At 68.2% G+C, this 23,439-nt stretch carries 25 protein-coding genes, 1 tRNA gene and 1 pseudogene; 16 read left to right on the top strand and 11 right to left on the bottom strand.

What is annotated here, in order from left to right; translation table 11 throughout:
- A pseudogene (locus VB734_RS00665) lies at positions 1-176 on the bottom strand (photosystem II D2 protein (photosystem q(a) protein)); the annotation flags it as partial.
- 176 nt (positions 177-352) lie between these two features.
- Between VB734_RS00665 and VB734_RS00670 the strand changes: the two are divergent.
- The 4 genes from VB734_RS00670 (at position 353) to VB734_RS00685 (ending at position 2,580) form a co-directional block, all read left to right on the top strand.
- The gene (locus tag VB734_RS00670) at positions 353-616 is read left to right on the top strand and encodes a hypothetical protein (RefSeq protein WP_197166124.1); all 264 of its coding nucleotides are present in this window, start codon (positions 353-355) and stop codon (positions 614-616) included.
- On the top strand, positions 616-1,350 hold the full coding sequence (locus VB734_RS00675; protein WP_197166126.1) for an ABC transporter ATP-binding protein: 735 nt from the start codon (positions 616-618) through the stop codon (positions 1,348-1,350). Before VB734_RS00670 ends, VB734_RS00675 begins: the two co-directional genes overlap by 1 nt.
- A 16-nt stretch (positions 1,351-1,366) precedes the next feature.
- Positions 1,367-1,438, top strand: a tRNA-Asn gene (locus VB734_RS00680).
- Positions 1,439-1,785: 347 nt separating this feature from the next.
- On the top strand, positions 1,786-2,580 hold the full coding sequence (locus VB734_RS00685; RefSeq protein ID WP_197166128.1) for a response regulator transcription factor: 795 nt from the start codon (positions 1,786-1,788) through the stop codon (positions 2,578-2,580).
- Positions 2,581-2,587: 7 nt separating this feature from the next.
- Here VB734_RS00685 and VB734_RS00690 read toward each other — a convergent pair whose 3' ends face one another.
- Genes VB734_RS00690 through VB734_RS00700 form a run of 3 tightly spaced genes read right to left on the bottom strand, consistent with a single transcriptional unit; the run spans position 2,588 to position 6,597 of the window.
- Entirely contained in the window at positions 2,588-3,556 is a 969-nt protein-coding gene (locus tag VB734_RS00690; RefSeq protein WP_197166130.1) for a DNA polymerase III subunit delta', read from the bottom strand.
- Positions 3,549-4,223: a dTMP kinase gene (gene tmk, locus VB734_RS00695; protein ID WP_197166132.1), complete on the bottom strand. Its 675-nt coding sequence runs from the start codon at positions 4,221-4,223 to the stop codon at positions 3,549-3,551. Before tmk ends, VB734_RS00690 begins: the two co-directional genes overlap by 8 nt.
- Complete coding sequence (locus VB734_RS00700; RefSeq protein ID WP_323242859.1) at positions 4,210-6,597, bottom strand: cation-translocating P-type ATPase; 2,388 nt, start codon at positions 6,595-6,597, stop codon at positions 4,210-4,212. The genes tmk and VB734_RS00700 overlap by 14 nt, the downstream gene beginning before the upstream one ends.
- A 98-nt stretch (positions 6,598-6,695) precedes the next feature.
- Here VB734_RS00700 and VB734_RS00705 point away from each other — a divergent pair, with 98 nt between their 5' ends.
- Positions 6,696-7,217 (top strand): photosystem I assembly protein Ycf3, encoded by a 522-nt coding sequence (locus VB734_RS00705; RefSeq protein WP_197166134.1) that lies wholly within the window; start codon positions 6,696-6,698, stop codon positions 7,215-7,217.
- Positions 7,218-7,221: 4 nt separating this feature from the next.
- Here the strand turns inward: VB734_RS00705 and radA are convergent, their stop codons facing one another.
- Positions 7,222-8,649 carry a DNA repair protein RadA gene (gene radA / locus VB734_RS00710; RefSeq protein ID WP_323242860.1) on the bottom strand — a complete coding sequence of 476 codons (1,428 nt, stop codon included), beginning with the start codon at positions 8,647-8,649 and terminating at the stop codon, positions 7,222-7,224.
- Between the two features lie 91 nt (positions 8,650-8,740).
- On the opposite strand from radA, the gene rpaB reads away from it, so the two are divergent.
- Genes rpaB through VB734_RS00735 form a run of 5 tightly spaced genes read left to right on the top strand, consistent with a single transcriptional unit; the run spans position 8,741 to position 13,584 of the window.
- Positions 8,741-9,487 carry a response regulator transcription factor RpaB gene (gene rpaB, locus VB734_RS00715; RefSeq protein WP_197166136.1) on the top strand — a complete coding sequence of 249 codons (747 nt, stop codon included), beginning with the start codon at positions 8,741-8,743 and terminating at the stop codon, positions 9,485-9,487.
- Positions 9,468-10,805: a phosphate acyltransferase PlsX gene (plsX, locus tag VB734_RS00720; protein ID WP_322781972.1), complete on the top strand. Its 1,338-nt coding sequence runs from the start codon at positions 9,468-9,470 to the stop codon at positions 10,803-10,805. Before rpaB ends, plsX begins: the two co-directional genes overlap by 20 nt.
- 52 nt (positions 10,806-10,857) lie before the next feature.
- Positions 10,858-11,889 (top strand): beta-ketoacyl-ACP synthase III, encoded by a 1,032-nt coding sequence (locus VB734_RS00725; protein WP_322782699.1) that lies wholly within the window; start codon positions 10,858-10,860, stop codon positions 11,887-11,889.
- A gap of 28 nt (positions 11,890-11,917) precedes the next feature.
- Positions 11,918-12,817: an ACP S-malonyltransferase gene (gene fabD / locus VB734_RS00730; protein ID WP_322781973.1), complete on the top strand. Its 900-nt coding sequence runs from the start codon at positions 11,918-11,920 to the stop codon at positions 12,815-12,817.
- A gap of 35 nt (positions 12,818-12,852) precedes the next feature.
- Positions 12,853-13,584 carry a lysophospholipid acyltransferase family protein gene (locus VB734_RS00735; protein ID WP_322782700.1) on the top strand — a complete coding sequence of 244 codons (732 nt, stop codon included), beginning with the start codon at positions 12,853-12,855 and terminating at the stop codon, positions 13,582-13,584.
- On the opposite strand, the gene VB734_RS00740 is transcribed toward VB734_RS00735, so the two are convergent.
- Genes VB734_RS00740 through VB734_RS00750 form a run of 3 tightly spaced genes read right to left on the bottom strand, consistent with a single transcriptional unit; the run spans position 13,499 to position 14,990 of the window.
- Positions 13,499-14,083 (bottom strand): YdcF family protein, encoded by a 585-nt coding sequence (locus tag VB734_RS00740; RefSeq protein ID WP_197166139.1) that lies wholly within the window; start codon positions 14,081-14,083, stop codon positions 13,499-13,501. The genes VB734_RS00735 and VB734_RS00740 overlap by 86 nt on opposite strands.
- Positions 14,083-14,742, bottom strand: a complete 660-nt coding sequence (gene tsaB / locus VB734_RS00745; RefSeq protein WP_197166146.1) for a tRNA (adenosine(37)-N6)-threonylcarbamoyltransferase complex dimerization subunit type 1 TsaB — start codon at positions 14,740-14,742, stop codon at positions 14,083-14,085. The genes VB734_RS00740 and tsaB overlap by 1 nt, the downstream gene beginning before the upstream one ends.
- A complete protein-coding gene (locus VB734_RS00750; RefSeq protein ID WP_197166148.1) occupies positions 14,739-14,990 on the bottom strand; it encodes a Ycf34 family protein in 252 nt (83 codons plus the stop codon). Before VB734_RS00750 ends, tsaB begins: the two co-directional genes overlap by 4 nt.
- Here VB734_RS00750 and VB734_RS00755 point away from each other — a divergent pair.
- From VB734_RS00755 to VB734_RS00765, 3 genes are all read left to right on the top strand, one after another.
- On the top strand, positions 14,989-16,254 hold the full coding sequence (locus VB734_RS00755) for a CCA tRNA nucleotidyltransferase (RefSeq protein ID WP_322781974.1): 1,266 nt from the start codon (positions 14,989-14,991) through the stop codon (positions 16,252-16,254). The genes VB734_RS00750 and VB734_RS00755 overlap by 2 nt on opposite strands.
- A 171-nt stretch (positions 16,255-16,425) precedes the next feature.
- Positions 16,426-16,857, top strand: coding sequence for an RNA recognition motif domain-containing protein (locus VB734_RS00760; protein WP_197166150.1), 432 nt, complete (start codon positions 16,426-16,428; stop codon positions 16,855-16,857).
- 48 nt (positions 16,858-16,905) lie between these two features.
- The gene (locus tag VB734_RS00765) at positions 16,906-17,940 is read left to right on the top strand and encodes an alpha/beta fold hydrolase (RefSeq protein WP_231594884.1); all 1,035 of its coding nucleotides are present in this window, start codon (positions 16,906-16,908) and stop codon (positions 17,938-17,940) included.
- Here the strand turns inward: VB734_RS00765 and VB734_RS00770 are convergent.
- On the bottom strand, positions 17,891-18,829 hold the full coding sequence (locus VB734_RS00770) for a phytoene synthase (protein WP_322781975.1): 939 nt from the start codon (positions 18,827-18,829) through the stop codon (positions 17,891-17,893). The genes VB734_RS00765 and VB734_RS00770 overlap by 50 nt on opposite strands.
- Positions 18,826-20,220 carry a 15-cis-phytoene desaturase gene (gene pds, locus VB734_RS00775; protein WP_322781976.1) on the bottom strand — a complete coding sequence of 465 codons (1,395 nt, stop codon included), beginning with the start codon at positions 20,218-20,220 and terminating at the stop codon, positions 18,826-18,828. Before pds ends, VB734_RS00770 begins: the two co-directional genes overlap by 4 nt.
- A 134-nt stretch (positions 20,221-20,354) precedes the next feature.
- Between pds and VB734_RS00780 the strand changes: the two genes are divergently transcribed.
- Entirely contained in the window at positions 20,355-20,705 is a 351-nt protein-coding gene (locus VB734_RS00780; RefSeq protein WP_322781977.1) for an NAD(P)H-quinone oxidoreductase subunit M, read from the top strand.
- Positions 20,702-21,412 carry a DUF3172 domain-containing protein gene (locus VB734_RS00785; RefSeq protein WP_197166154.1) on the top strand — a complete coding sequence of 237 codons (711 nt, stop codon included), beginning with the start codon at positions 20,702-20,704 and terminating at the stop codon, positions 21,410-21,412. The genes VB734_RS00780 and VB734_RS00785 overlap by 4 nt, the downstream gene beginning before the upstream one ends.
- Positions 21,413-21,425: 13 nt before the next feature.
- On the opposite strand, the gene VB734_RS00790 is transcribed toward VB734_RS00785, so the two are convergent.
- Positions 21,426-22,427 (bottom strand): LysR family transcriptional regulator, encoded by a 1,002-nt coding sequence (locus tag VB734_RS00790; protein ID WP_322781978.1) that lies wholly within the window; start codon positions 22,425-22,427, stop codon positions 21,426-21,428.
- 214 nt (positions 22,428-22,641) lie between these two features.
- Between VB734_RS00790 and VB734_RS00795 the strand changes: the two genes are divergently transcribed.
- Positions 22,642-23,343, top strand: coding sequence for an NnrU family protein (locus VB734_RS00795; protein WP_322782701.1), 702 nt, complete (start codon positions 22,642-22,644; stop codon positions 23,341-23,343).
- The last annotated feature ends 96 nt before the right edge of the window (positions 23,344-23,439 follow it).

Here is a 23,439-nt window from a genome sequence, read left to right on the forward strand (position 1 = left end):
TACCAGGAGGTGGCGAAGGTGGTGCCGGTCAGCCAGCCGCCCAGGGCCAGGTAGGCCGTGGGGAACAGCAGCAGGCCGGACCAGCCGACAAAAACAAAGCGGTCACGCTTGAGCCAGTCATCGAGGATGTCGAACCATCCCCGTGCGGCAGGCGCGCGCCCTACAGCGATCGTCATGCGGGTACTTCATGAAGCTTTACACGATTTATCCTACGGAAAACCGGCAGGCGTCGGGAGCCGGCCCGATCGAGCACGCCAGTAAATAAGTAATTGCACTCAGCAGGCCCGGGGCATGGCCAGCGGCGGCGCGGCAGGCCGTTCGCCAGAGTGGCCCTGGTCTTCAAGCGCACAACGTGTACGTCGTCGAGCTCGTCCTCAAGCTCAGCCCCATGCCCATCTCGGTGCAACGCAAGGAGCTGAGCGACGCCCAGTCGCTCCACAGCGAGATCCGGGCGGCCATGGAAAGCGGCCATCCCCGGGTGCTCGAGCTCCACTGCGAGAAAGCCGAAGAGAAGCGCGTGAGCCTGCTGAGCGGCGAACTGCTGGCCGTTCAGCTCTATGAGAAGTCGGCGGTCGGCGGCGGCAGCAAGCGGCCAGGCTTCAGCGTCGACGGTTGATGTCCCGGGGCAACCCCTCCAGCGATGCCGTCTCGCCCCGGTCTCCTGCCCTGGAGGTGGAGGATCTCTGTTTCGGCTGGCCCAACGGGAGAGCCGCCCTCGATCATTGCGACCTGCTCCTGCCCGGGCCAGGCCTCTGGATGCTGGTGGGCGGCAACGGCAGCGGCAAGAGCACCCTGCTGCGTCTGATCGCCGGCCTGCTCGAGCCCAGTGCCGGCCGGGTGGCACTCACACTGAAGCCCGCCCTGGTGTTCCAGAACCCTGATCACCAGTTGCTGCTGCCCAGCTGCGGCACCGATCTGCAGCTCGGCCTTGTGCAGGGTCGGCCGGCCGCGGAGCGGCAGGCGCGGGTGTCCGCAGCCCTCGCCCAGGTGGGGCTGGGTGGGTTCGAAGGGCGGCCGATTCACACCCTCAGTGGCGGTCAGAAACAACGACTGGCGATCGCTGGCGCCCTTGCAGGAGATGCGGGCCTGCTGCTGCTCGATGAACCCACAGCCCTGCTCGACCCTGAGAGTCAGCAGGAGGTGCTGGACCTGATCGAGCGGCTCTGCCACCGGCGCGAGCGGCCGCTGACGGCCCTGTGGATCACCCATCGGCTCGAGGAGCTCGACCATTGCGATGGTGCCGCCGAGATGGAACGGGGCCGGATCGGATCCTGGGGGAAGGGCCCAGCCCTGCGGCAGCGCATCGGCAGCCGACGTCCCCCCTTGCCGGGCGGCAGGGCCGACGGGTAGGTTCACCTGAGCCCGTTCCTCGGTAGCTCAGTGGTAGAGCGGTCGGCTGTTAACCGATTGGTCGCAGGTTCGAATCCTGCCCGGGGAGTTCATCACCAGAGTGCCGCGTTCTGAACGATGGCCCCGGTCACACTGGTCTTCTTGTGCTGTCTGGACAGAGTCCAACGTCTCCAGGGAGCCGGTGGAGGGCACTGTGTTGTCACAGCGGGACGGCGCTGGCAAGGCCTGAGCCGGTAGAAAATCTATAGATTCAATTCAGACAGCTCCGGGCTTGTCGGGGCAGATTCCTTGTCAGAACAGTCTTTCGTCCCTCCGAGCCAGCCGCCGCAGCGGCCTGCCGAAACGCGCTGAAGCGGCGGATCAGGAGAAAATATGGACTCACTTGTTGATGCCGGCCATCTTCCGCCAGCCGTCACGTGTCCTCCAGCACCTGCCATGAAACCCTGCATCCTGCTGATCGAGGACGACGAGGACATGCGCGAGCTGGTGGCGGGCCATTTCGAGCACGGTGGCTTCGTGGTGGAGACCGCCGATGACGGGATCAAGGGTCAGGCCCTCGCCCTGCAGGCCAACCCGGATCTGATCCTGCTCGATCTGATGCTCCCGAAGGTCGATGGTCTGACTCTCTGCCAGCGGCTGCGCCGGGATGAGCGCACCGCCAGCATCCCGATTCTGATGATCACAGCCCTGGGCGGCACCAAGGACAAGGTGAGCGGATTCAACTCCGGCGCCGACGACTACCTCACCAAACCCTTCGATCTCGAGGAGCTGATGGTGCGGGTGAAAGCTCTGCTGCGCCGCAGCGACCGGGCCCCACTCTCCACCAAGCACAGCGAAATTCTCAGCTATGGCCCCCTCACGCTGGTGCCGGAGCGGTTTGAGGCGATCTGGTTCGACGAGCCGGTGCGCCTGACCCACCTGGAGTTCGAGCTGCTCCACTGCCTCCTGCAGCGCCATGGCCAGACCGTGGCGCCCTCGTTGATCCTCAAGGAAGTCTGGGGCTACGAACCGGACGACGACATCGAGACCATCCGGGTGCACGTGCGCCACCTGCGCACCAAGCTGGAACCCGATCCGCGCAAACCTCGCTTCATCAAAACGGTCTATGGAGCCGGTTACTGCCTGGAGCTGCCCACCGGAGCCAAGCTCGCCCAGCAGGAGGCCCTGATGCGCAGCCAACGGGAGGAGGAGCAGCTGGCCGCAGCCCCCCACGCCCTCGAGAGCGCCTGAGCCCAGCTCAGCTGATCACTCCACTCAGCTCCAGCAGAGCCACTTCCCAGGCCAGGCGCGGTTGCACGAATCCCCGCAACTGGCCCCGCAACCGCTCCAGCCGCTGCTGTGTCTCCAGCAGCGGCTCCCTGCGCCAGAGACGCAGCTGCCACCAGTTCAGCAGCCACAACTGCTGATCCAGATCGAGCGTTTCACTCAGGTCGCGGGCCAGAGCCATGGCCTCGAGCGGATCGGCCGCCAGGGCCCCCAGCCGTTCCGCCAGGCCGCTGGGCAACCCTCGCCACTGACGGCGATGCTCCATCAGGGCCCCCGGGGCGCCGGCGGCCAGCTCGATCAGTTCGGGAGGCTCATCGGCCCCTGGGGCGCCTTGAGCCTCGGTGACATCAGCCTGCCGCGCCATGACCTCGGCCATCGCGACGGGATCGAGGCGGCGGAAGGGAATCTGCTGGCAACGGGAGCGGATCGTGCTGAGCAGGCGCTCCGGCGCGGCGCTGAGCAGCAGCAACAGCCCAGCCCCAGGCTCCTCCAGGGTCTTGAGCAACCCGCTGGCCGCCCCCTCCGCCATCAGCTCCACGGCCTCGATCACCACCACCGGGCGTGGACCAGCCACCGCCCGCCTCGCCAGAAACGGTCCGACGGATCGGATCTGCTCCAGCCGGATCTGCGGCAGACCCCGTTTGCTCACCCCCTCGGCCATCGCCTGGCTCACCGGCACGAGCCGTCCCTGGTGGGAGTAGGTGGGCTCCAGCCAGAGCAGATCAGGATGATTGCCCTGGCTCAGGCGCCGTCGCACGGCCGGGGCGCCTGCGGGTCCAGCCAGAATCCCCTCCAGGAAGCGCAGCCCCCCCAGGCGCCGCCCCACTCCCTCAGGTCCGGAGAGCAGGTAGGCCGCGGCAAGGCGCCGCCGCTCCAGGGCCGAGCGCATCAGCGCCACCGCTGTGGGCTGGCCGATCAGATCAGCAAAGAGATCAGCCATCGGGATCGCCTGGCCAAACCCGGGGGAAGCGCTCCAGCAGCGCCGCGCGCAGGGCCGCTTCCACCTCAGCGGGCGATCCGGCGGCATCCACCCGGCTCCAGCCCCTCTCCGCCGCCAACCGGGCAAAACCGGCCGACACCCGTTCCAGAAACGGAAGGCCAGCCGCCTCGATCCGATCAGCGCCTCGATGCCCACGACGCTGGGCGGAAAGGGTCAGGGGAAGATCGAGCCAGAGGGTGAGGTCGGGCTCCAGGCCGTCGGTGGCCATGGCCTCCAGCTGGTCGATCAGCTCGAGGGACAGCCCCCGGCCGTGTCCCTGGTAGGCGGCCGTGGAGCCGGCGAAGCGATCGCTGAGCACCCAGTGACCAGCCGCCAGGGCCGGCTCGATCAGGCTCTGCACATGCTGGGCGCGATCGGCGGCGTAGAGCAGGAGCTCGGCGGTGGCCACCGGCGCCGCCTCCTCCGGGGGATGCAGCAGCAGCTGCCGCAGACCACGACCGAGCGGGGTTCCGCCGGGCTCACGGCTGCTCACCAGGCAGGCACCGGCCGGCATCAGGCCGCTGAGGGGAAGCCAGAGAGCGAGGCGTTCGAGCTGGCTCGACTTGCCCGAGCCATCGATGCCCTCCAGCACCAGGAAACGGCCTCGCGGGTGCTCAGGCACGGCCATGGAGCAGCAACGCGTTGACGACCACGGTGATCGAACTGACCGCCATCAGGAGAGCGGCCAGCGGGGGGGAGAGCAGCAGGCCGAAGCCCGGCAGCAGGGCCCCAGCGGCGATCGGCAGCACGATCAGGTTGTAGCCGAAGGCCCAGAACAGGTTCTGCTTCACCTTGGCCAGGGTGCGACGAGCCAGCCGGAGGGCCTCCACCAACGACTCCAGCCGGTCGCCGAGGATCACCAGATCAGCGGTGTCCTGCGCGATCTGGGTGCCGGTGCCCACGGCGATGCCCAGATCAGCCGCTGCGAGGGCCGGAGCGTCATTGATGCCATCACCCACCATCGCCACGGTCCCCTGCTGACGCCAGCGCAGGATGTGCTCCAGCTTCTGCTGGGGGTCGAGTTCCCAGGCCAGGCCAGCGGCGGGCAGGCCGAGGCGATCACCCAGCTGCAACACGGGCTCGCGGCGATCTCCGCTCAGCACCCCCAGCCTCAGGCCCATCTCCGCGAGCTCAGCAAGGGCCTGGGCCGCATCGGCGCGGGGCTGGTCCTGAACCGCCACCAGGCCGAGCACGGCCGCCGGGGCGGCCACCGCCAGCACCGTGGCCCCCTCCGACTCCAGCTGGGCCAGCTGCTGTTCCAGATCGGCAGGGAGGGTCAGACCGTGGTCACTCAGCCAGCCCGGGCGTCCGACCCGGGCCAGCCCTTCCAGCCCTTCCAGCCGGCCCTCCACACCGGACCCCACCTCGGTACGGCTCTCGCTCACCTGGGTCAGGGACAGACCGCGGCACTGGGCCTCCTGCAGCAGGGCATGGGCCAGCGGGTGGCGGGTGTGCTGCTCGAGGCTGGCGGCGACTTGGACCAGGGCATCCCCAGCCGCACCGACGGGGTCGCCGCCGCCAGCGGGCAGGACGGCCACCACCAGAGGCCGGCCAAGGGTGAGGGTTCCGGTCTTGTCGAACAGCACGCTGTCGAGTCGGGCCGCCATCTCGATCGCGTCGCCGCCGCGGAAGAGCAGGCCGGAACGGGCCGCCTGGCCCGATCCCACCGTGATCGCCGTGGGGGTGGCCAGGCCCAGGGCGCAGGGGCAGGCCACCACCAGCACGGCAATCGCCAGCTGCAGCGCGAGGGAGAAGGGTGTGGTGGCCGTGGCCCCCAGGACCCCGTGGCCGACATGGGCCCCGTGGCCCGCCCCCATCAGCACCTGCGGCCAGAGCCTGGTGCCCCATTGCCACCAGAACACGAACGTGGCCAGGGCCAGCAGCAGAACGGCCACGCTGAAGCGGCCGGCCACCCGGTCAGCCAGGCTCTGGATCGGCGCCTTGCGGGCCTGGGCCTGCTCCACCAGGGCAATGATCCGGGCCAGGGTGGATTCGGGCCCGGTGCGCCGCACCTCCAGCTCCAGGGGTGCCTGCAGGTTGAGCATTCCGGCCATCAGCTCGTTGCCGGGCCCGGCGTCCAGGGGGAGAGGCTCCCCCGTGAGACTGGACACATCCACCGCGGAGTGACCCTCCACCACCTCAGCGTCGACGGGGACGCGGTCCCCGGGAAGCAGACGGATCCGATCGCCTGGGCGAAGGCCGCCGACGCGCACCTCCCGGGGAGGTCCATCGCCAAGGAGAAGCAGGGCCGTGTCGGGCTGCAGATGCGCCAGCTGCTCGAGGGCCTGGCCTGTGCGGTTGCGGGCACGCTCTTCAAGGAAGCGGCCCAGCAGCACGAAGCCCAGCAGCATCACGGGCTCATTGAAGAAGCAGGGCCAGCCCGACGCCGGCTGCAGATAGGCCACCAGGCTGGCCAGGTAGGCGCTGCCCATGCCCAGCCCCACCAGGGTGTCCATGCTGGGGGTCCGCTGCCAGGCGTTGCGGGCGCCCCGCACCAGGATTTCCCGCCCGGGTCCGAGCAGGGCCACGCTGGCCACGAGGGCGTGAAAGCCCAGATCCCCCAGCCTGGGCACCCCGGGCAGGGCCATCAGGGCCGCCGGCAGGTGGCCCCCCTGAGCCAGGTGACCGAGCACCGACACCAGCAGCAGGCTGAGGGCCACGATCAGCTGGCGCCACTCCTGACGCCAGCGACGCTGCCGGTCGCGCTCGGCGCGGCTGGGATCGGGGCCCGTCTGATCGCGCCGGTGAGCCTCGAAACCCAGGGCCTGCAGGCTGGCGATCAAGGCTGTCGCCGGATCGTCAGACGGGGTGCTCCGGGCCGGATCCAGGCCGATCCAGGCGGTGCGGGTCACCAGATTGACGCTGGCCTGGCTGACCCCGGGCTGCTCGAGAAGGCGTCGCTCCACCGCCCGCACGCAGCCGCCGCACTTCATGCCATCCACATCCAGGAGCACGGGCTCGACGGGTGCGCTGGGCGCTGGGAGGGGGGAGGTCAGGGTCACGGGCCGGTGCTCAGCCCCAAGGGTAGGGAGTGTGGCGGAAGCTCCCTGGCGCGGCGGGCACCCGTCAGGATGGGAGCACCGATCACACGAGCCGCGCCGTGCCCCGCAGCCAACGCAACGACAACTTCATCGACAAGAGCTTCACGGTGATGGCCGACCTGATCCTCAAGGTGCTGCCCACCAACCGCCGCGCCAAGGAGGCCTTCGCCTACTACCGCGACGGCATGAGCGCCCAGGGCGATGGTGAATACGCCGAGGCGCTCGAGAACTACGACGAGGCGCTCAAGCTGGAAGATGACCCCCTGGATCGCGCCTTCATCCTCTACAACATGGCCCTGGTGTACACGAGCAACGGCGACCACCAGCGGGCGATCGAGACCTACGAACAGGTGCTGGAGCTCAACAGCCACATGCCCCAGGCCCTGAACAACATGGCGGTGATCCACCACCACCTGGGCTCCCTGGCCGAGGAGCGGGGCGACACCGACGAGGCGGACCGACGCTTCTCCCAGGCCGCCGAGTACTGGACCAAGGCGATCCGGATGGCCCCCAACAACTACATCGAAGCCCAGAACTGGATCAAGACCAGCGGCCGCGGTTCCGTCGACGTGTATTTCTGAGGCCTCAGTCGGCGGCGGGATCCGCCCCCAGGGCCGCCACCAGGGCCTCAGCCACCCCTCCGGCCTCCAGCAGCTCCAGCCCCAGAGCGGCCGCCACCGGAGCCAGCCCGCTGCCGCGGGGCACCACGGCCCGGGTGAACCCGAGGCGAGCCGCCTCCTGCAGACGTAACTCCAGCTGCCCCACCGAGCGGATCTGTCCCCCCACCCCCAGCCCCCCCCCCCGCACCGTGCCGGCCGGCAGGGTGAGGTCGCGGTAGCTGGCGACCACCGCAGCCGCCACCCCCAGATCAGCGGCGGGCTCCTCCACATCCAGTCCCCCAGCCACGGCCAGATAGCAATCGAAGCGGGAGAGGGGCAGGCCCAGGTGCTTCTCCAGCACCGCCAGGATCTGGTGCAGACGGTTGATGCCGATCCCCGTGGCGGTTCGCCTCGGGCTGGCGTAACTGGTGGTGCTCACCAGCGCCTGGAGATCCACCAGCAGCGGCCGGGTGCCCTCGCAGGCCACGATCGTGGCGGTGCCGGCGCAGGGTCCGTCTCCCCCCAGGAACAGCTCGCTGGGGTTGGTCACCTCCGCCAGGCCCCGGTCGCGCATCTCGAACACCCCCAGTTCATGGGTGGCCCCGAAGCGGTTCTTGACCGCCCTCAGCAGGCGGTGGCTGGCAAAGCGGTCACCCTCGAAGGTGAGCACGGCATCCACCAGATGCTCGAGCACCTTCGGCCCCGCCAGCATCCCCTCCTTGGTCACATGGCCCACCAGCAGCAGGGCCGTGTCCTGGCGCTTGGCCAGCCGCTGCAGGGCTGCGGCGCAATCCCTGACCTGGGAGACCGAGCCCGGGGCGCTGCTCAGCTCGGCGTCATGGAGGGCCTGGATGCTGTCGATGATGGCCACAGCCGGACGCAGCGCCTCCAGCTCCTGGAGCACCAGCTCCAGGTCGGTTTCGGCCAGCAACTGCAGGCCGGCCTGGTCGCCCGTCCCCTCCGCTCCTGCCTCCGGGCCCAGGCGCCGCCAGCGCAGCTTGACCTGCTGGGCCGATTCCTCGGCACTCACGTAGAGCACGGAGCAGGCCTCCGCCAGGGCCCGCGCGCTCTGCAGCAGCAGGGTCGACTTGCCGATGCCGGGATCCCCGCCCACCAGGACCAGCGATCCGGGCACCAGGCCACCGCCGAGGACCCGATCCAGCTCAGGGAAGCCCGTGGCGAGCCGTCGCAGCGGGCGCTCGCCCACGGCCTGAATCGGCTCGAAGCGCCGCGGCAGGGGGGTGGCCCCATCCGCAGGGGGAGCCGGTGCGGCTCGCCGACGGCGGCCATCAGCGGCGGGATTGCTCTGCTCCACCAGGCTGTTCCAGCTGCCGCACCCCGGACAGCGACCGAAGAACTGCCGGGATTGAGCTCCACAGCTCTGGCAGGCGTAGAAAGGGGTGGAACGTCCCAAGGAGGTTTGTGACGAATGGTGGCTTTGGTGAACTTGCGGGGGCTGGCGCCTTTTCAGTAGGCGGAGATTTTGTAACCGTGCCGGCGACACGATGACGGTTTCCAGTTCAGCCAAGGAGACCATCCTGGTCGTCGACGACGAAGCCAGCATCAGGCGGATCCTGGACACACGCCTGTCGATGATCGGCTACCAGGTCGTCACGGCCTCCGACGGCGTGGAGGCGCTCGAGGCCTTCCGTCAGTCGAACCCGGATCTGGTGGTGCTCGACGTGATGATGCCCAAGCTCGATGGCTACGGGGTCTGCCAGGAGCTGCGCAAGGAATCGGATGTGCCGATCGTGATGCTCACGGCCCTGGGCGATGTGGCCGACCGCATCACCGGCCTGGAGCTGGGGGCCGATGACTACGTCGTCAAGCCCTTCAGCCCCAAGGAACTCGAGGCCCGCATCCGCTGCGTGCTGCGCCGGGTGGAGAAGGACCAGGTGGTGGGGATCCCCAACTCCGGAGTCATCCAGGTGGGGGAGCTGCGCATCGACACGAACAAGCGTCAGGTGTACCGGGGGGAGGAGCGCATCCGGCTCACCGGCATGGAGTTCAGCCTGCTGGAGCTGCTGGTGAGCCGCTCGGGCGAACCCTTCAGCCGCGGCGAAATCCTCAAGGAAGTCTGGGGCTATACACCCGAACGGCATGTGGACACCCGGGTGGTGGATGTCCACATCTCCCGGTTGCGCTCCAAGCTGGAGGATGATCCAGCCAATCCCGAGCTGATCCTCACGGCACGCGGCACGGGATACCTGTTCCAGCGCATCGTGGAAGCCGTTGCCTCCGAAGGAACCTGATCTCGATCCCCGCTCCGGCAGGCGTGCCAAGCCAAGCCGGGCCATCCGCCGTCTGGTGATCTGGTACCGCCGCAATGCGGCGGTCACTTCGCTCGTGGGCACGGCCACCTCCTCCGCCAGCACCGCAGCCTCGGCAGCCGCCTCGGCAGCAGGATCCGTGGCCGGCAGCATGGCCTCCACGGCCGGCTCGGTCCTCAACCCGCTCGTCATCGATCCCCTGCGCCGGCTGCAGCAGAGTGGTGGGGAGGAACTGGCCGCCATCAACCGGGGCGAGCGCCTCTGGGTGGCCGTCGACGGCATGGGCGGTGACCACGCTCCCGGACCGATCCTGGAGGGTTGCCTCAGGGCGGTTCAGATCCTGCCCGTACGCATCCGCTTCGTGGCCGAAACTGCGGCGGTGGAAGCGGTGGTGCCCCAGCTGGGCCTGGGTGAGCTGCTGCGGGAGGCGGTCCAGCGGGGTCTGATCGAGCTGGTGCCCAGTGGCCCGTCCGTGGGCATGGACGACGAGGCCACGGTGGTGCGGCGCAAGCGCGACGCCAGCATCAACCTGGCCATGGACCTGGTGAAGCGGGGTGAGGCCACCGCGGTCTATTCCGCTGGCAACTCAGGGGCCGTGATGGCCTCGGCCATCTTCCGTCTGGGGCGTCTGAAGGGCATCGACCGGCCTGCCATCGGTGCCCTCTTTCCGACCAAGGATCCAACCCAGCAGGTGCTGGTGCTCGACGTGGGCGCCAACATGGACTGCAAACCGGGCTATCTGCACCAGTTCGCCCTGCTGGGGAGCATTTACAGCCGGGATGTGCTTGGAGTGCCCCGGCCGAGCGTCGGTCTGCTCAACATCGGCGAGGAGGAGTGCAAGGGCAACGAGCTCACGCTCAAGGCCTTTCCGCTGCTGGCGGCTGAGCCAAGGATCCGATTCAAGGGCAACTGTGAAGGCCGCGACGTGCTCTCAGGCGCCTTCGATGTGGTCGTCTGCGATGGCTACACCGGCAACGTGCTGCTCAAGTTCCTCGAGTCCGTGGGCAGCGTGCTGCTCGATGTGTTGCGGGCTGAATTGCCCCGCGGCCGCCGCGGCAAGGTGGGCTCGGCCTTCCTGCGCAGCAATCTGGTCCGGATCAAGAAGCGCCTCGACCATGCCGAGCACGGCGGTGCCCTGCTGCTGGGCGTGAATGGCGTCTGCGTGATCGGCCATGGCAGCAGCAAGGCCCTCTCGGTGGTCAGTGCCCTGCGCATCGCCCACCTGGCCGCCAGCCATGGGGTGATGGACGACCTGCACCGGCTCAGCGCCCAGGAGGACACCGTCACGGCCTGTGGTTGACTGAGCCCAACTGAGGACTGGGAGAGTGTCGCTCGGCCGGATGGGCGCAGGCATGGCCCTGGTGGGCAGCGGCAGCGCTCTGCCGCTGGTCAGCATCAGCAATGAGCAGCTCAGCCGCCGGGTCGACACCAACGACGCCTGGATCCGCAGCCGCACGGGCATCAGCGCCCGCCGGATCGCCGGTCCCGGTGAAACCCTCACCAGCCTGGCCACCGCAGCCGCCCAGGCCGCCCTGGATCAGGCCGGCTGGGACGCCGGGGAGCTGGACCTGATCCTGCTGGCCACATCCAGTCCCGATGATCTGTTCGGCACGGCCCCAAGGGTGCAGGGGGCCCTCGGGGCCAGGCGGGCGGCGGCCTTCGATCTCACCGCCGCCTGCAGCGGCTTTCTCTTTGCCCTGATCACCGCCGGCCAGTACATCCGGGGAGGGACGGTGGGGCGGGCCCTGGTGATCGGTGCCGATCAGCTCAGCCGCTGGATCGACTGGGACGACCGCAGCACCTGCGTGCTCTTCGGTGACGGTGCCGCTGCCGTGGCGGTGGAAGCCTGCGAGGAGTCGAGCAACGGCCTGCTGGGCTTCAAGATGCACTCCGATGGCCGACGGGCCGACTGCCTCTCCCTGCGCCAGCGCGACGAACACGTTCCTCTGCTGGAGGGTCATTCGAACCAGAAAGGCGGCTTCGAGACCATCCACATGAATGGCCAGGAGGTCTACAAGTTCGCCGTCCGGGAGGTCCCGGCGGTGCTGCAGGATCTGCTGGAGAGCACCGGCACCTCATCGGAGCAGCTCGACTGGCTGTTGCTGCACCAGGCCAATCAGCGCATCCTCGATGCAGTGGCCGACCGCTTCGCCATCCCGCATGAGCGTGTCCTCAGCAACCTGGCCCGTTATGGCAACACCTCCGCCGCCACCATCCCGCTGATGCTGGATGAGGCGGTCAGGGATGGCCGGGTGCGCCCGGGCGATCTGATCGCCAGCAGCGGCTTCGGAGCCGGACTCAGCTGGGGGGCGGCACTGCTGCGCTGGGGTGGCTCAGCGGTCTCCCGGGGGTCCGCCGACCCCGGTCGAACCGCACCGCCGTAGTCTCCAGCCGGTGCGAGCGCATGTCGCCATGGGGATTGCCTGGGTGTTTCCCGGCCAGGGCTCACAGAAGACCGGCATGGCCGGTGGTGTGCTGGAGCTCCCGGGGGGCCGCGAACGCTTCGCCGCCGCCTCCGATCTGCTGGGCAGCGACCTGCTGGCGATCTGTGCCGGGGAACCGTGCGAGGGGAACGGGCACCAGACCGATCTGAGCGACACCCGCAACACCCAACCTGCCCTGTTCGTGCTGGAAAGCCTGCTGGTGGATGGCCTCAAGGCCCAGGGGCGCCTGGCCGATCTCGTGGCCGGCCACAGCCTCGGGGAACTGGTGGCCCTCTATGCCGCCGAAGTCTTCGACTTCAGCACCGGCCTCGAGCTGATGTGCCGTCGCAGCGAGCTGATGGCCGCGGCCGGAGGCGGAGCGATGACCGCGGTGATGGGCTTCGATCGCAGCGAACTGGAGGCCCTGGTGGAGGCCAGCGAAGGCGTGGTGATCGCCAACGACAACAGTGCGGCCCAGGTGGTGATCTCCGGCCTGCCGGAGGCCGTGAGCACCCTGGCCTCCCAGCTCTCCTGCAGGCGGGCCATCCCACTGGCCGTCTCCGGAGCCTTCCACTCTCCGTTCATGGCTGATGCGGCCGACGCTTTCGCCGCCCTGCTGGAGGAGGTCCCCTTCTCCGACGCCAGGATTCCGGTGATGAGCAACACGGATCCAACCCCCACCACCCAGGGAGCCGAACTCAAGCAGCGCCTGCGCCGGCAGATAGTGAGCGGGGTGCGTTGGCGCGAGACCATGGATCAGATGGCGGCCCACGGGATCGACACCGTGGTGGAGATCGGCCCTGGCAACGTGCTCAGTGGTCTGATCAAACGCAGCCTGAGCGGGGTCACCACAGCCCAGATCCACAGCGCCGCCGACCTGGGCCTGTGAGCGACACCACAGTGAGCCCCCCGGCCAGCGGGCCGATCCCTCCCCGCCGTCGCCTGCGCCGCCGCCGGGCAGAGCCCCCGGCCCTGCTCACCCCCAGGCCGAGCCTCACCTATCGCCTGATCAGCTACCTGCTGGTGTTTCCGGTGTTCCGGCTGCTGTTCAGGGGCCGCACCAGCGGCAATGACCGGGTTCCCATGGATGGGGCCCTGGTGGTGGTCGCGAACCACGGGTCCCATCTCGACCCGCCCCTGCTGGGGCACGCCCTGGGGCGTCCTGTGGCCTTCATGGCCAAGGCCGAACTGTTCCGGGTGCCCCTGCTGGGGCCCATCATCCGGGCCTGCGGGGCCTATCCCGTCTCCCGTGGTGCCAGCGACAGGGAGGCCATCCGCATTGCCACCGACCGCCTGCTCGAGGGCTGGGCCACCGGCGTGTTCATCGACGGCACCCGCCAGCCGGACGGGCGCGTGAACCAACCGCAGCCAGGAGCCGCCCTGCTGGCGGCACGGGCAGGGGTTCCTCTCCTGCCGGTGGCGATCATCAACAGCCACAGGGCCCTCGGCACAGGTCAGAGCACACCCAGGATGGTGCCGATCCACATCCGCATCGGCCAGATCATCCCGCCACCCGCCTCCCGTCGCCGCGTCGACCTGCTGGCCACCACCGCCGCCTGTCAGGAGCAGATCAATGCGCTCCTGGATCAGGGCCTGCTGGCCCCAGGGCGGGCCCCAGCCGCCCTGCCGCCCACGAGCGAAGATCCCGACCGGTGATCACCCAGGCGGCAGCCCTCAGGCCATCGCCCCAGACCTTGCGTCGTCCCTCCGGCAGGCAGCGGTCTCCGCAGGGGACGGCCACCGGGGTGAGATGAATCCCTCGGCTGCCGGCCACGATCCGTCCCACCAGCAGGGCCCGGTCCATGTGATCGCTGCTGGTGACCAGCAGGACATGGTGGATGCCGAGTCGCCGGAGGTCATCCACCACCGTGGTGAAGTTGCCCAGGGTGTCGCGGGCCCGGTAGTCCAGACGGAACTGGCGACGATCGAGCCCCTCCTGGCTGAACAGCCACTGGGCGTATTCCGGATTGCTGCCACCACTCACCAGCAGGGGGAGCCCGTCACGGTGAGCCAGCCGGCCGGCCAGCTTCTCCCGCTCGATATCGCCACCCAGCACCAGGATCAACTGGGGCTGGCCGAGGCTGGGCAGCAGCAGCCCCCGGCCCACCACGACCAGCGCGCCGGCCAGCAGTGCCAGCACCAGCAGCCGTCGCATCAGGGCTGGCCCACCGGGCTGGTGGGATACAGGGGAAGCACGCCGGCCCAGGGAGCCGCCGATCCCGCCGTCGCCGCCAGGCCGCTCAGGCGCAGCAACTGGTCCACGTCGGCGGCCGGATCGACCCGTGCCTCCAGGCGAGGGCCTGCCGGCAGATCGCTGAGCTGTCCGTACAGGCGCGGAGCCTCCCGCTCGGCGATTCCCCCCAGAGCCCACTCGTCCACGGCGTAGCAACCCGCCACGATGCCTCGACGGGGAAGCTCCTGCAACAGCCAGAAGGGCTGATCGTCCACCTCGGCCCGCTGACGCAGGCGGTGAGCGATCAGCAGGAAGCTGCTGAATCCATCCAGGGGCAGCGCCAGCTGCTGGGCCAGGGTGCGGGCGAAGACCACGGTCACCCGGGTGCCGGTGAATCCGCCCGGGCCCGTGGCGACGGCCAGACGCGCCAGCTGGTGCCACCGGTGGGCGGGCAGCAGCTCCTCGACGCAGGCCAGCAGGTCGTTGGAGAGCCTCCGGCCCAGGGGATGACTGCGGATGGTGGAGCTTGGCTCGGCCTGCGCTGCAGGGTGCGACGACGGCGCCAGAGGGGCGAGTCCCAGCCCCAGAACCTCGCTCGTGCTGTGCAGTGCCAGCAACCAGGGCGGGGTGGCAGCGCTCATGCCGGCACCATCTCTCCTGGGCGCAAGCGGCTCCAGCGGCCAGGGTCGGGCTGGAAACTGCCGCAAGCCCTCACGTCCCACTCCACCCCCACCTGATCGCCCTCCAGGCTGATCACCTGCACATGAATGCGGGGAGACTCGGGACAGAGATCCGGCTCCATGCTGAGGTGCTCCACACCGTGCTGCCCCTCCACCGCGTGATAGGCCTGACAGCGCTCCACCCAGTGGCAGTCGACGCAGATGCACATGCCGCCGGAGCTCTTCACTCCCTCCATTCTGAGGTGGGCGTGCGCCCCTGAGGGACGCAGGGTTGCCGCCACCGCTGTCCTGCGCCAGGTCCTGGGCCTCGGCAGCTGGCCCCTGCCCCCGGAGTCCTTCCCGAGGGGCACAGCCCTGGTGGGGGGCGCCGTGCGCGATGGACTGCTGGGGCGCCTGGGTCCTCAGCCCGACCTGGACCTGGTGGTGCCCGGTGACGCCATCAGCCTCTGCAACAGCCTGAGCCGCCGCCACGGCGGCAGCGTGGTGATCCTCGATGCCAAGCGCTCCATCGCCCGGCTGGTGCTGCGCGGGTGGAGCCTGGACCTGGCCCGCCAGGCGGGTGACGATCTGGAGAGCGATCTCTGGAGGCGGGATTTCAGGCTGAATGCTCTGGCCATGCCGCTGCTTCCAGCGTCCGAGCTGCTGGATCCCACCGGTGGCCTGGAGGATCTCGTCAGGGGAGAGCTGGTGGCGGTGCGGGAAGCCAACCTGCTCGACGATCCGCTGCGCATGCTGCGGGGGATACGCCTGGCCGCCGAGCTGGGCTTCCGGCTGGAGCCCCAGACCCGTGGCTGGATCGAGCGCCACCACGGCCGGATCAGCCAGGTGGCACCGGAGCGCGTGCTGCAGGAACTGGAGAAGCTGGCGCAGGCCCCCGGCGGGGGGACGGGCCTGGAGGAGGCCCTGAGCTACGGCCTGCTCGATCCCTGGCGTTCGATCGGCCGGGAGCCGCTCTGGGGACAGGGAGTGGCTCCGGAGCTGGGGCTGACCCCCGAGGAAGCGGCCCGGGCCGTGCCCCTGGCCCGGCTGGCACGGGTGCTCGATGCGCCGGCCCTGGAGCGATTGCGCAGCAGTCGTCAGTTGCAGCAGCGCTGCGGCCTCTTGCGCCACTGGCTGCTGCGGCTGCTGGAGGGCGCCGAGGGCGCCGCCTCCGGCCTGCAGCGCCTGGATGAAGGGGAGCGCCTGAGGCTGCATCAGCAGCTGGAGTCGGATCTTCCGGCCCTGCTGCTGTTTTTTCCAGCCAACCTGGCGAAGGACTGGTTAGCGCACTGGCGTAATCACCAGGATCCGTTGTTTCACCCCCGTCCACCGGTCGATGGCGGCACTCTTCAGGAGCACCTGGGGCTGAGCCCGTCCCGTCGGCTGGGGGACCTGCTCGCCCATCTCACGCTTGAAGCCGCCTATGGCCGGATCCAGGGCCGGGAGGAGGCCCTGCACGAGGCCCGGCTCTGGATGGAGCGAACCACGGCATGATTTACTTGAGGGTGAAAAGGCATCCATCCACAGCCTGACACTGCCCGTAAGCATCGGCTGATCGTCTGAGGTTTCGTCAAGGGATTTCCGAGCCACTGGCTCTCCAGACCAACCTGTTCATCGATCAACACTCCGCCATCGGTCAAACATTTCCCTTCCTCCCCTCGTTTCATGAGCGTTCGTCTTTACGTCGGCAACCTGCCGCAGAGCTTCGATGACAAGGAACTGACAGCCCTGTTCACCTCCGTCGGTGAAGGCGTGCGATTCAAGACCGTTCAGGACCGTGAAACCGGCGCCTGCCGAGGCTTCGGCTTCGCCAACGTCGACGACGAGAAGCTCGCTGATGCGGTGATCGAGCAGCTCAACGGTCGCGACTTCGGTGGTAACAGCCTGCGCATCGAGCGCTCCGAACGGCGCGACTCCCGTGGCGCGGCCCCCAGCACCGACCGCCGTGGCGCTGGTGCCACGGCCACCGTGGCCCGCAAGGCGGTCAACAAGGTGGTGCACAGTGACGACATCACCGAAGGCGCTCCCGATCCACGCTGGGCCGGCGAACTGGCCAAGCTCAAGTCGCTCCTGGCCAACCAGACCGCAGCCGTCTGAGGCAGCGGTCCAAGCCGGGTCCCCGTTCGCTCCCTTCAGGCCTGGTGCGTGACTGATCCAGCTGTTGATGGTCCTCGCCCGCTCCAGCACTGGTGCTGGCGAGGCCATTCGATCGGCTTCACCAGCCAGGCCCCGGAACAGAGCTCGGACGACACCAGCTCATCGACGCCATCCGCTCAGGACGTTGTGGTGCTGATCCACGGCTTCGGGGCATCCAGCGGCCACTGGCGTCACAACCTGCCCGAACTGGGGCAGCACTTTTCCACCTACGCCATCGACCTGCTGGGATTCGGCTCCAGTGACAAGCCCTGCTCCCAGCTGCGCGGGGAAACCGCCAGAGCGGGGGCTGTCGGTTATGGCTTTGATCTCTGGGCCGAGCAGGTGGCCGACTTCGCCACCTGGATCCTGGGCTCGGCGACCACAGGTCCGTCGGGCCAGGCGCCCAGCCTGCAGCTGGTCGGCAATTCGATTGGCGGCGTGGTGGCCCTGCGGGCCACTGAACTGCTGGTGGATCGCGGCCTGGCACCACGCCAGGTGATCCTGATCGATTGCGCTCAGCGCACTCTTGATGAGAAACGAGTGGCGCTCCTGCCCTGGCCGCAGCGCCTCAGCCGTCCTCTGATCAAGCAACTGGTGCGCCAGCGCTGGCTGATCGCCCCCCTCTTCCGCACCCTGGCACGGCCCGCCTTCATCCGGCGGGTGCTGGCCATGGCCTATCCCAGCGGCGCCAACGTCGACGACGCCCTGGTGGAGCTGCTCTTTCGCCCCAGCACCGATTCAGGAGCCCCGGAGAGCTTCCGCGGCTTCGTCAACCTCTTCGATGACCACCTCGCTCCGGAGATCCTCGCGCGTCTGGGCCCCGTGCCGGTGCGCATGATCTGGGGCGAGCTGGATCCCTGGGAGAATCCAGCAGAGGCCAGGCAATGGGCTGAGCAGTTCGCCTGCATTCGTGAGCTGCGGCTGCTGCCGGGACTCGGCCACTGCCCCCACGACGAAGCCCCGCAGCTGGTGAACCCGATCCTGATCGAGTGGCTCAGCGCGACTGGGCTATCACAAAAGAACAGGGAAGATCGAGCAGTTTGAGCGGGCGAGGCACGTAGGCCCGGTGGCTGAACACGTCGTAGTCGAGCTGCTCGATCACAGAGAGGATGCCCCGGTACAGCCGCAGGGAAGCCCACACCGGCCAGCGGGCATCCGCCGAGAGCCAGCGCACTCCCGCTTCGGAGCGGGCAAACCACTGGCGGGCCCGGCGCAACTGAAAGTCCATCAGGGCTCGCCAGTTGTCGTTGAGGGTACCGGCCAGCAGATCCGCCTCGGAGTAACCGAAGCGCTCGAGATCCTCCTGGGGCAGATAGATCCGCCCGCGGGCCCGGTCTTCGCCCACATCCCGGAGGATGTTCGTGAGCTGGTTGGCGATGCCCAGGGCCACGGCCGCGCTGGAGGTGTCCGGCCGCTCGCTCCAGGGGGCTGAGGTGTAGGCGGGATCCAGGCCCATCACCTCCTGGGTCATCAGCCCCACCGTGCCCGCCACCCGGTAGCAGTAGAGCTCCAGGTCCTCGAAGCGGGCATAGCGGTGGCGCTGCAGATCCATCCGCTGACCCTCGATCATGTCGAGATACGGCTGAAGCGGCTGGGGATAGCGCTGCAGGGTGTCGACCATCACCAGGTCGAGGGCGTCCTGCACCTGTCCACTGAAGAGCGAGCGGGTGCGCTCTTCCCAGCGATCGAGCCTCTCGGCCAGGCACTCCACCGGCAGGGCCTGGGCCTGTGGACTGTCCATCAGCTCATCGGTGCGGCGGCACCAGACATAGATGGCCCAGATCGCCCGCCGCTTCGCCGGGGGCATCAGCAGGGTGCCGAGGTAGAAGGTCTTGGCCCACTGGGCTGTTTCCTGGCGACAAGCCTGGTAAGCCTCCTCCAGGGTCGGCAGGGAAGGACAGGACACCGTGGTGGAGGCAGCCAGCACGGTCACACCGCCTGGGGATCCAAGGCCCGGCTCTGGCAGACGGCCTCAGCGCAGAGCTTTCCGCTGAGAACGGCCCCTTCCATCGAAGCGAGGTAGCGCTGCATCGTGTAGTCACCGGCCATGAAGAAATTGGCGATCGGCGTGTCCTGCGACGGTCGCAGTTGCTGGCAGCCTGGCACCGTCTTGTAAACGGAGAGCGGTGTCTTCACAACCCGTGCCTTGCGCAGCTTGGCCTGGTCCTCTCCGGTGAAGTGATCCGGGAACAGCCGCCGCAGCTCGTTGAGGGTGGCCTCCACGATGGCCTCGTCGCTGCGGCCGATCCACTCCTCGGCCGGGGCGAAGACCAGCTCCAGCATCGAGCGCTCCGGATCGGCGTACTCCCGGCAGGTGTTGCTCATGTCGGCGTAGACACTGAGCAGATCGGAGCGGCTGAACAGCAGGTGATCGATCTCCGTGAGCTTGCGGTCGAACCAGAGGTGGATGTTGATCACCGGCACCCCCCGGAGGCCCTCCAGCTTCTCGAAGAAGGGCAGCTGCTTCCAGGGCTCAGGCAGCAGCAGCTTGAGGGGGTCCACCGGCAGGGCACTCACGTAGGCGTCAGCCTGCAGCAGGCGGGGCTCCTGGCCCTGAACGCCAGCCAGACGGAATCCTGACACGCTGCCGTCGCCGTTGAGCTCGATCCGGCGGAGGGGGCTGTTGAGGTGCACCTCGCCACCCCGCTCGCGGATCCAGTCCACGATCGGTGCACACAGCCGCTGGGGAGGGTTGCCATCGAGGAAGGCCATCTTCGAGCCGTTCTTCTCCTGAAGAAAGCGGTTCAGAGCCGTGAGGATCACGGTGCTTGAGATCTCATCAGGGTTGATGAAATTCAAGGCCTTGCTCATGGCGATGAAGACTTCATCATTCACCCGCTTGGGGATGTTATGAAGCTCAAGCCATTCCGACCAGGAGTACTTGTCACACTCTTCGACATAATTCTGGCCGCGCAGCATCGCCGGCACCAGACCAAGACCGAACTGGATTTTCTCGGGCCAGCTCAGCATGTCATTGTTGCCGAGGATCGCTGCCACACCATTGAGGGGGGCAGGCAGGTCCGGGAAATCGAAGCGGCTGTAGTTGCCAGGTGAATCCTTCTGGTTGAAGATCATCGCGTGGTCCTTCCACTGCAGACGATCTTCGATGCCAAGCTCAGCGAAGAGCTGCAGCATGTTGGGGTAGGCCCCGAAGAAGATGTGCAGACCGGTTTCGTACCAATCGCCGTCTTCGTCCTGCCAGGCGGCCACCTTCCCGCCGAGCACATCGCGCGCCTCCACGACCACGGGCGTGTGCCCCGCATCGCTGAGGTATTTGGCGCAGGAGAGACCGGCAAGGCCTGCTCCGGCGATGGCGACGCGCATGGGAAATCGAAAAGTCAACGGCAACCATAAAAGGGCTGCCGCTGGCAGCGGCGTCCCGGGGAGCAGCCCGGAGGCCACGGGGGTTCCTAAAGTCGACATCCGTGAGGCGTCCTGCCTGCCCACGACCCCCAGCCATGGTCGATGCCAGCCTGCTCAAGTCCACCACCCGCCACGTGCGGGTGTTCACCGCCCGGGTGGAAGACGGCCAGCTGATCGCTGATCCCAGCCAGCTGACCCTGGATCTCGATCCCGACAACGAATTCCTCTGGGATGCACCCGTTCTCGCCAAGGTCCAGCAGCGGTTCCGCGAACTGGTGGCAGCCAGCGCCGGCCACGACCTGAGCGAGTACAACCTGCGCCGGATCGGCTCGGATCTCGAGGGCTTCATTCGACAGCTGCTCCAGGCCGGTGAGCTGCGCTACAACTCGGAAGCCCGTGTCCTGAACTACTCCATGGGCCTGCCCCGCACACCGGAGGCCTCTTGACCCGCTCCCGTTACGACCGTGGCGACCTCGGCCGGGGGGGCTATGGCCGTGGCGGCGAGACCCGTGCCAGGCCGGCTGCTGAGGGACGCGATCCCTACGAGGCCTACGAACGAGCGCCCCGCTCCCGGCGGACGACGGCCGAGCGCGGCGGTGGCGGCGGCGGCAACGGAGGCAATGGCGGAGCCGGTGGTGGAGGGGGCGGAGGCAGTCCGATTCAGCTCAATGTCGGCACCATCGCCGTACTGGCGGGTGTGCTGGTGCTCGGCATCGGCATCGGCACGGCCCTCTCGAGCAATACACCTGGCAACCAGGGCAACATCGCCAGCAGCCAGCAACTGGATCTGGCGGTGCCCGATCCCGAATTCTGCAAGCAGTGGGGGGCCAGTGCCTTCGTGATGGATGTGGAGCTCTACACCACCATGAACCCGAGCAGCAGCTTCGTGACCCAGCCCACCCTGCAGCCGGGCTGCGTGATCCGTCGGGAGAACTGGAGCGTGCTCCAGAAGGAGGGCGCGGTCACCTCCGAGCAGATGCGCCAGTGCAAGCAGCGCATGAACACCTTTGCCTACATCGGCTCGATCCGAGACAAGCCCATCGTGCGCTGCGTCTACCAGACCGACATCAGCGGCAACAAGTTCCAGACCCGGGGCATTGCCGGCGCAGCCGACGACGCCACCGGCCTCACCCCCGAAGCCGACCAGTTCTGATCAGCCCCCGGAATCAGGAGGCCGAGGCCGTCTGGGCCACGACCTCCACAGGGGTGGCCGCCGGCCGCATCGCGGGCTGACGCAGAGGACTGTCAGCACTGGCGAACACCGGCAGCACCTCGCGTCGGAAGGCCTCGGAAGCCCTCGAGCAGTAGCGGGCCGGATGGGTGATCAGCTTGAGCTGACGGCGCACGAGCAGGTCGGCGACGATCGGGCGGTGCAGGCTGCCCGTGGCGAGTTCGCGCTCGATCGAGACCACCGGCAGGAAGGCGGCACCGAGGCCCGACTGCACGGCGTTCTTGATCGCTTCGAAAGAATTGAGCTCCATTTCGATCTTGAGGCGCTGCACCTCCAAACCGGAGCGGGCCAACAGATGGTCCACCATCTTGCGGGTGGTCGACTGGGCGTCGAGGCAGACGAAGCCGAGGCGGTAGAGGTCGTCCTTGTGCAGCTCGGGCAGACGCGCCAGGGGGTGCTTCACCGGCAGCACCAAGGCCAGTTCATCGTTGGCGTAGGGAACCACCTGGAGGAGATCGGCCAGTTCAGTGGGCAGCTCCCCGCCGATGATCGCCAGATCGATCTGACCGTTGGCCACGCTCCAGCTGGTGCGGCGCGTGCTGTGCACCTGGAGCTGCACCGAGACATCCGGGTATTTCTGGCGGAACAGCCCGATCATGCGGGGCATCAGATACGTGCCGGTGGTCTGGCTGGCGCCCACGATCAGGGAGCCACCGCGCAGGTTGTGGAGATCATCGAGGGCCCTGCAGGCCTCCTGACACTGGCTCAGGATCCGGTCGCAATAGCTGAGCAGCAGGTGACCGGCCTCCGTGAGCTGCGCCTTGCGCCCGCCCCGGTCGAACAGCAGCACATCCAGCTGCTTCTCCAGGTTCTGGATCTGCAGGCTCACCGCCGGCTGGGTGACGTAGAGGCTGTCGGCAGCTTTCTTGAAGCTGCCCTCGCTGGCGATGGCGCGCAGGATGCGCAGCTGATCGAGGGTGAAAGGCAGATCAGCCATGGGATGGGCCCTGGGCCTGGCTCCGGCTGGAAGAAGAAACTCTAAAGGGGAAACTCCAGAACCCCGGGCCCCGTGATCCCAGGCCGGGATGGAATGACACCTCCGCCAGAATCACCGCTTCCGCTGCGGCTTCGTGGCCCTGTCTCCGCCCTGCTTCGCCCAGCTCACCGACAGCCTGGGTGCCGTGCCACCGGAGCACCGCTCCAGCCTGGTGATGATCGCCCTGCTGCTGGGGTTCGCCCTGCTGCACAGCGGGGGGGCGGCTCTGCGGGTCCAGGCGGAACAGCGCGTCGGGGCCCGGTTGTGGCGTCTGCTGTTCGCCGCCGTGAGCATCCCGGCGGCCGTGGTGGTGGTGGGGTATTTCATCGCCCACCGCTACGAGGGCGTTCGGCTCTGGAACCTCCAGGGAACCCCCGGGCTGATCCCCCTGGTCTGGGTGGGTACGGCCATCAGCTTCTTCTTTCTCTATCCGGCCACGTACAACCTGCTGGAGATCCCGGCGCTGCTCAAGCCCCGGGTCCGTCTCTACGCCAGCGGGATCATCCGCATCAGCCGCCATCCCCAGGCGGTGGGTCAGGTGCTCTGGTGCGCCACCCACCTCCTCTGGATCGGCAGCAGTTTCATGCTGGTCACCTGCGCGGGCCTGATCGGCCACCATCTGTTCGCGGTCTGGCATGGCGACCGGCGGTTGCGGGCCCGCTTCGGCGAGGCGTTCGAGGACCTGCGAGCCAGCACGTCGGTGATTCCCTTCCTCGCCGTGCTCGACGGCCGCCAGCAGCTGGTCTGGGGGGAATTCCTGCGGCCGGCCCAGCTGGGGATCGCCATCGCCATCGGTCTGTTCTGGTGGAGTCATCGTTTCCTCGGCCTGGCGGCAGGGGCCTTTCTGGGGGGACCGCTGGGTCGGCTGCTGGGCTGAACGTGCCCGTGACTCCAGGCCGGAGGCCCTGATCGCGGTCCAACACACAGCCCGAACCACCTGGGCAGGCTGCTTACACTCCGTTGGCCCGCACCC

The sequence above is a fragment of the Synechococcus sp. BA-124 BA4 genome (genome assembly GCF_034931165.1).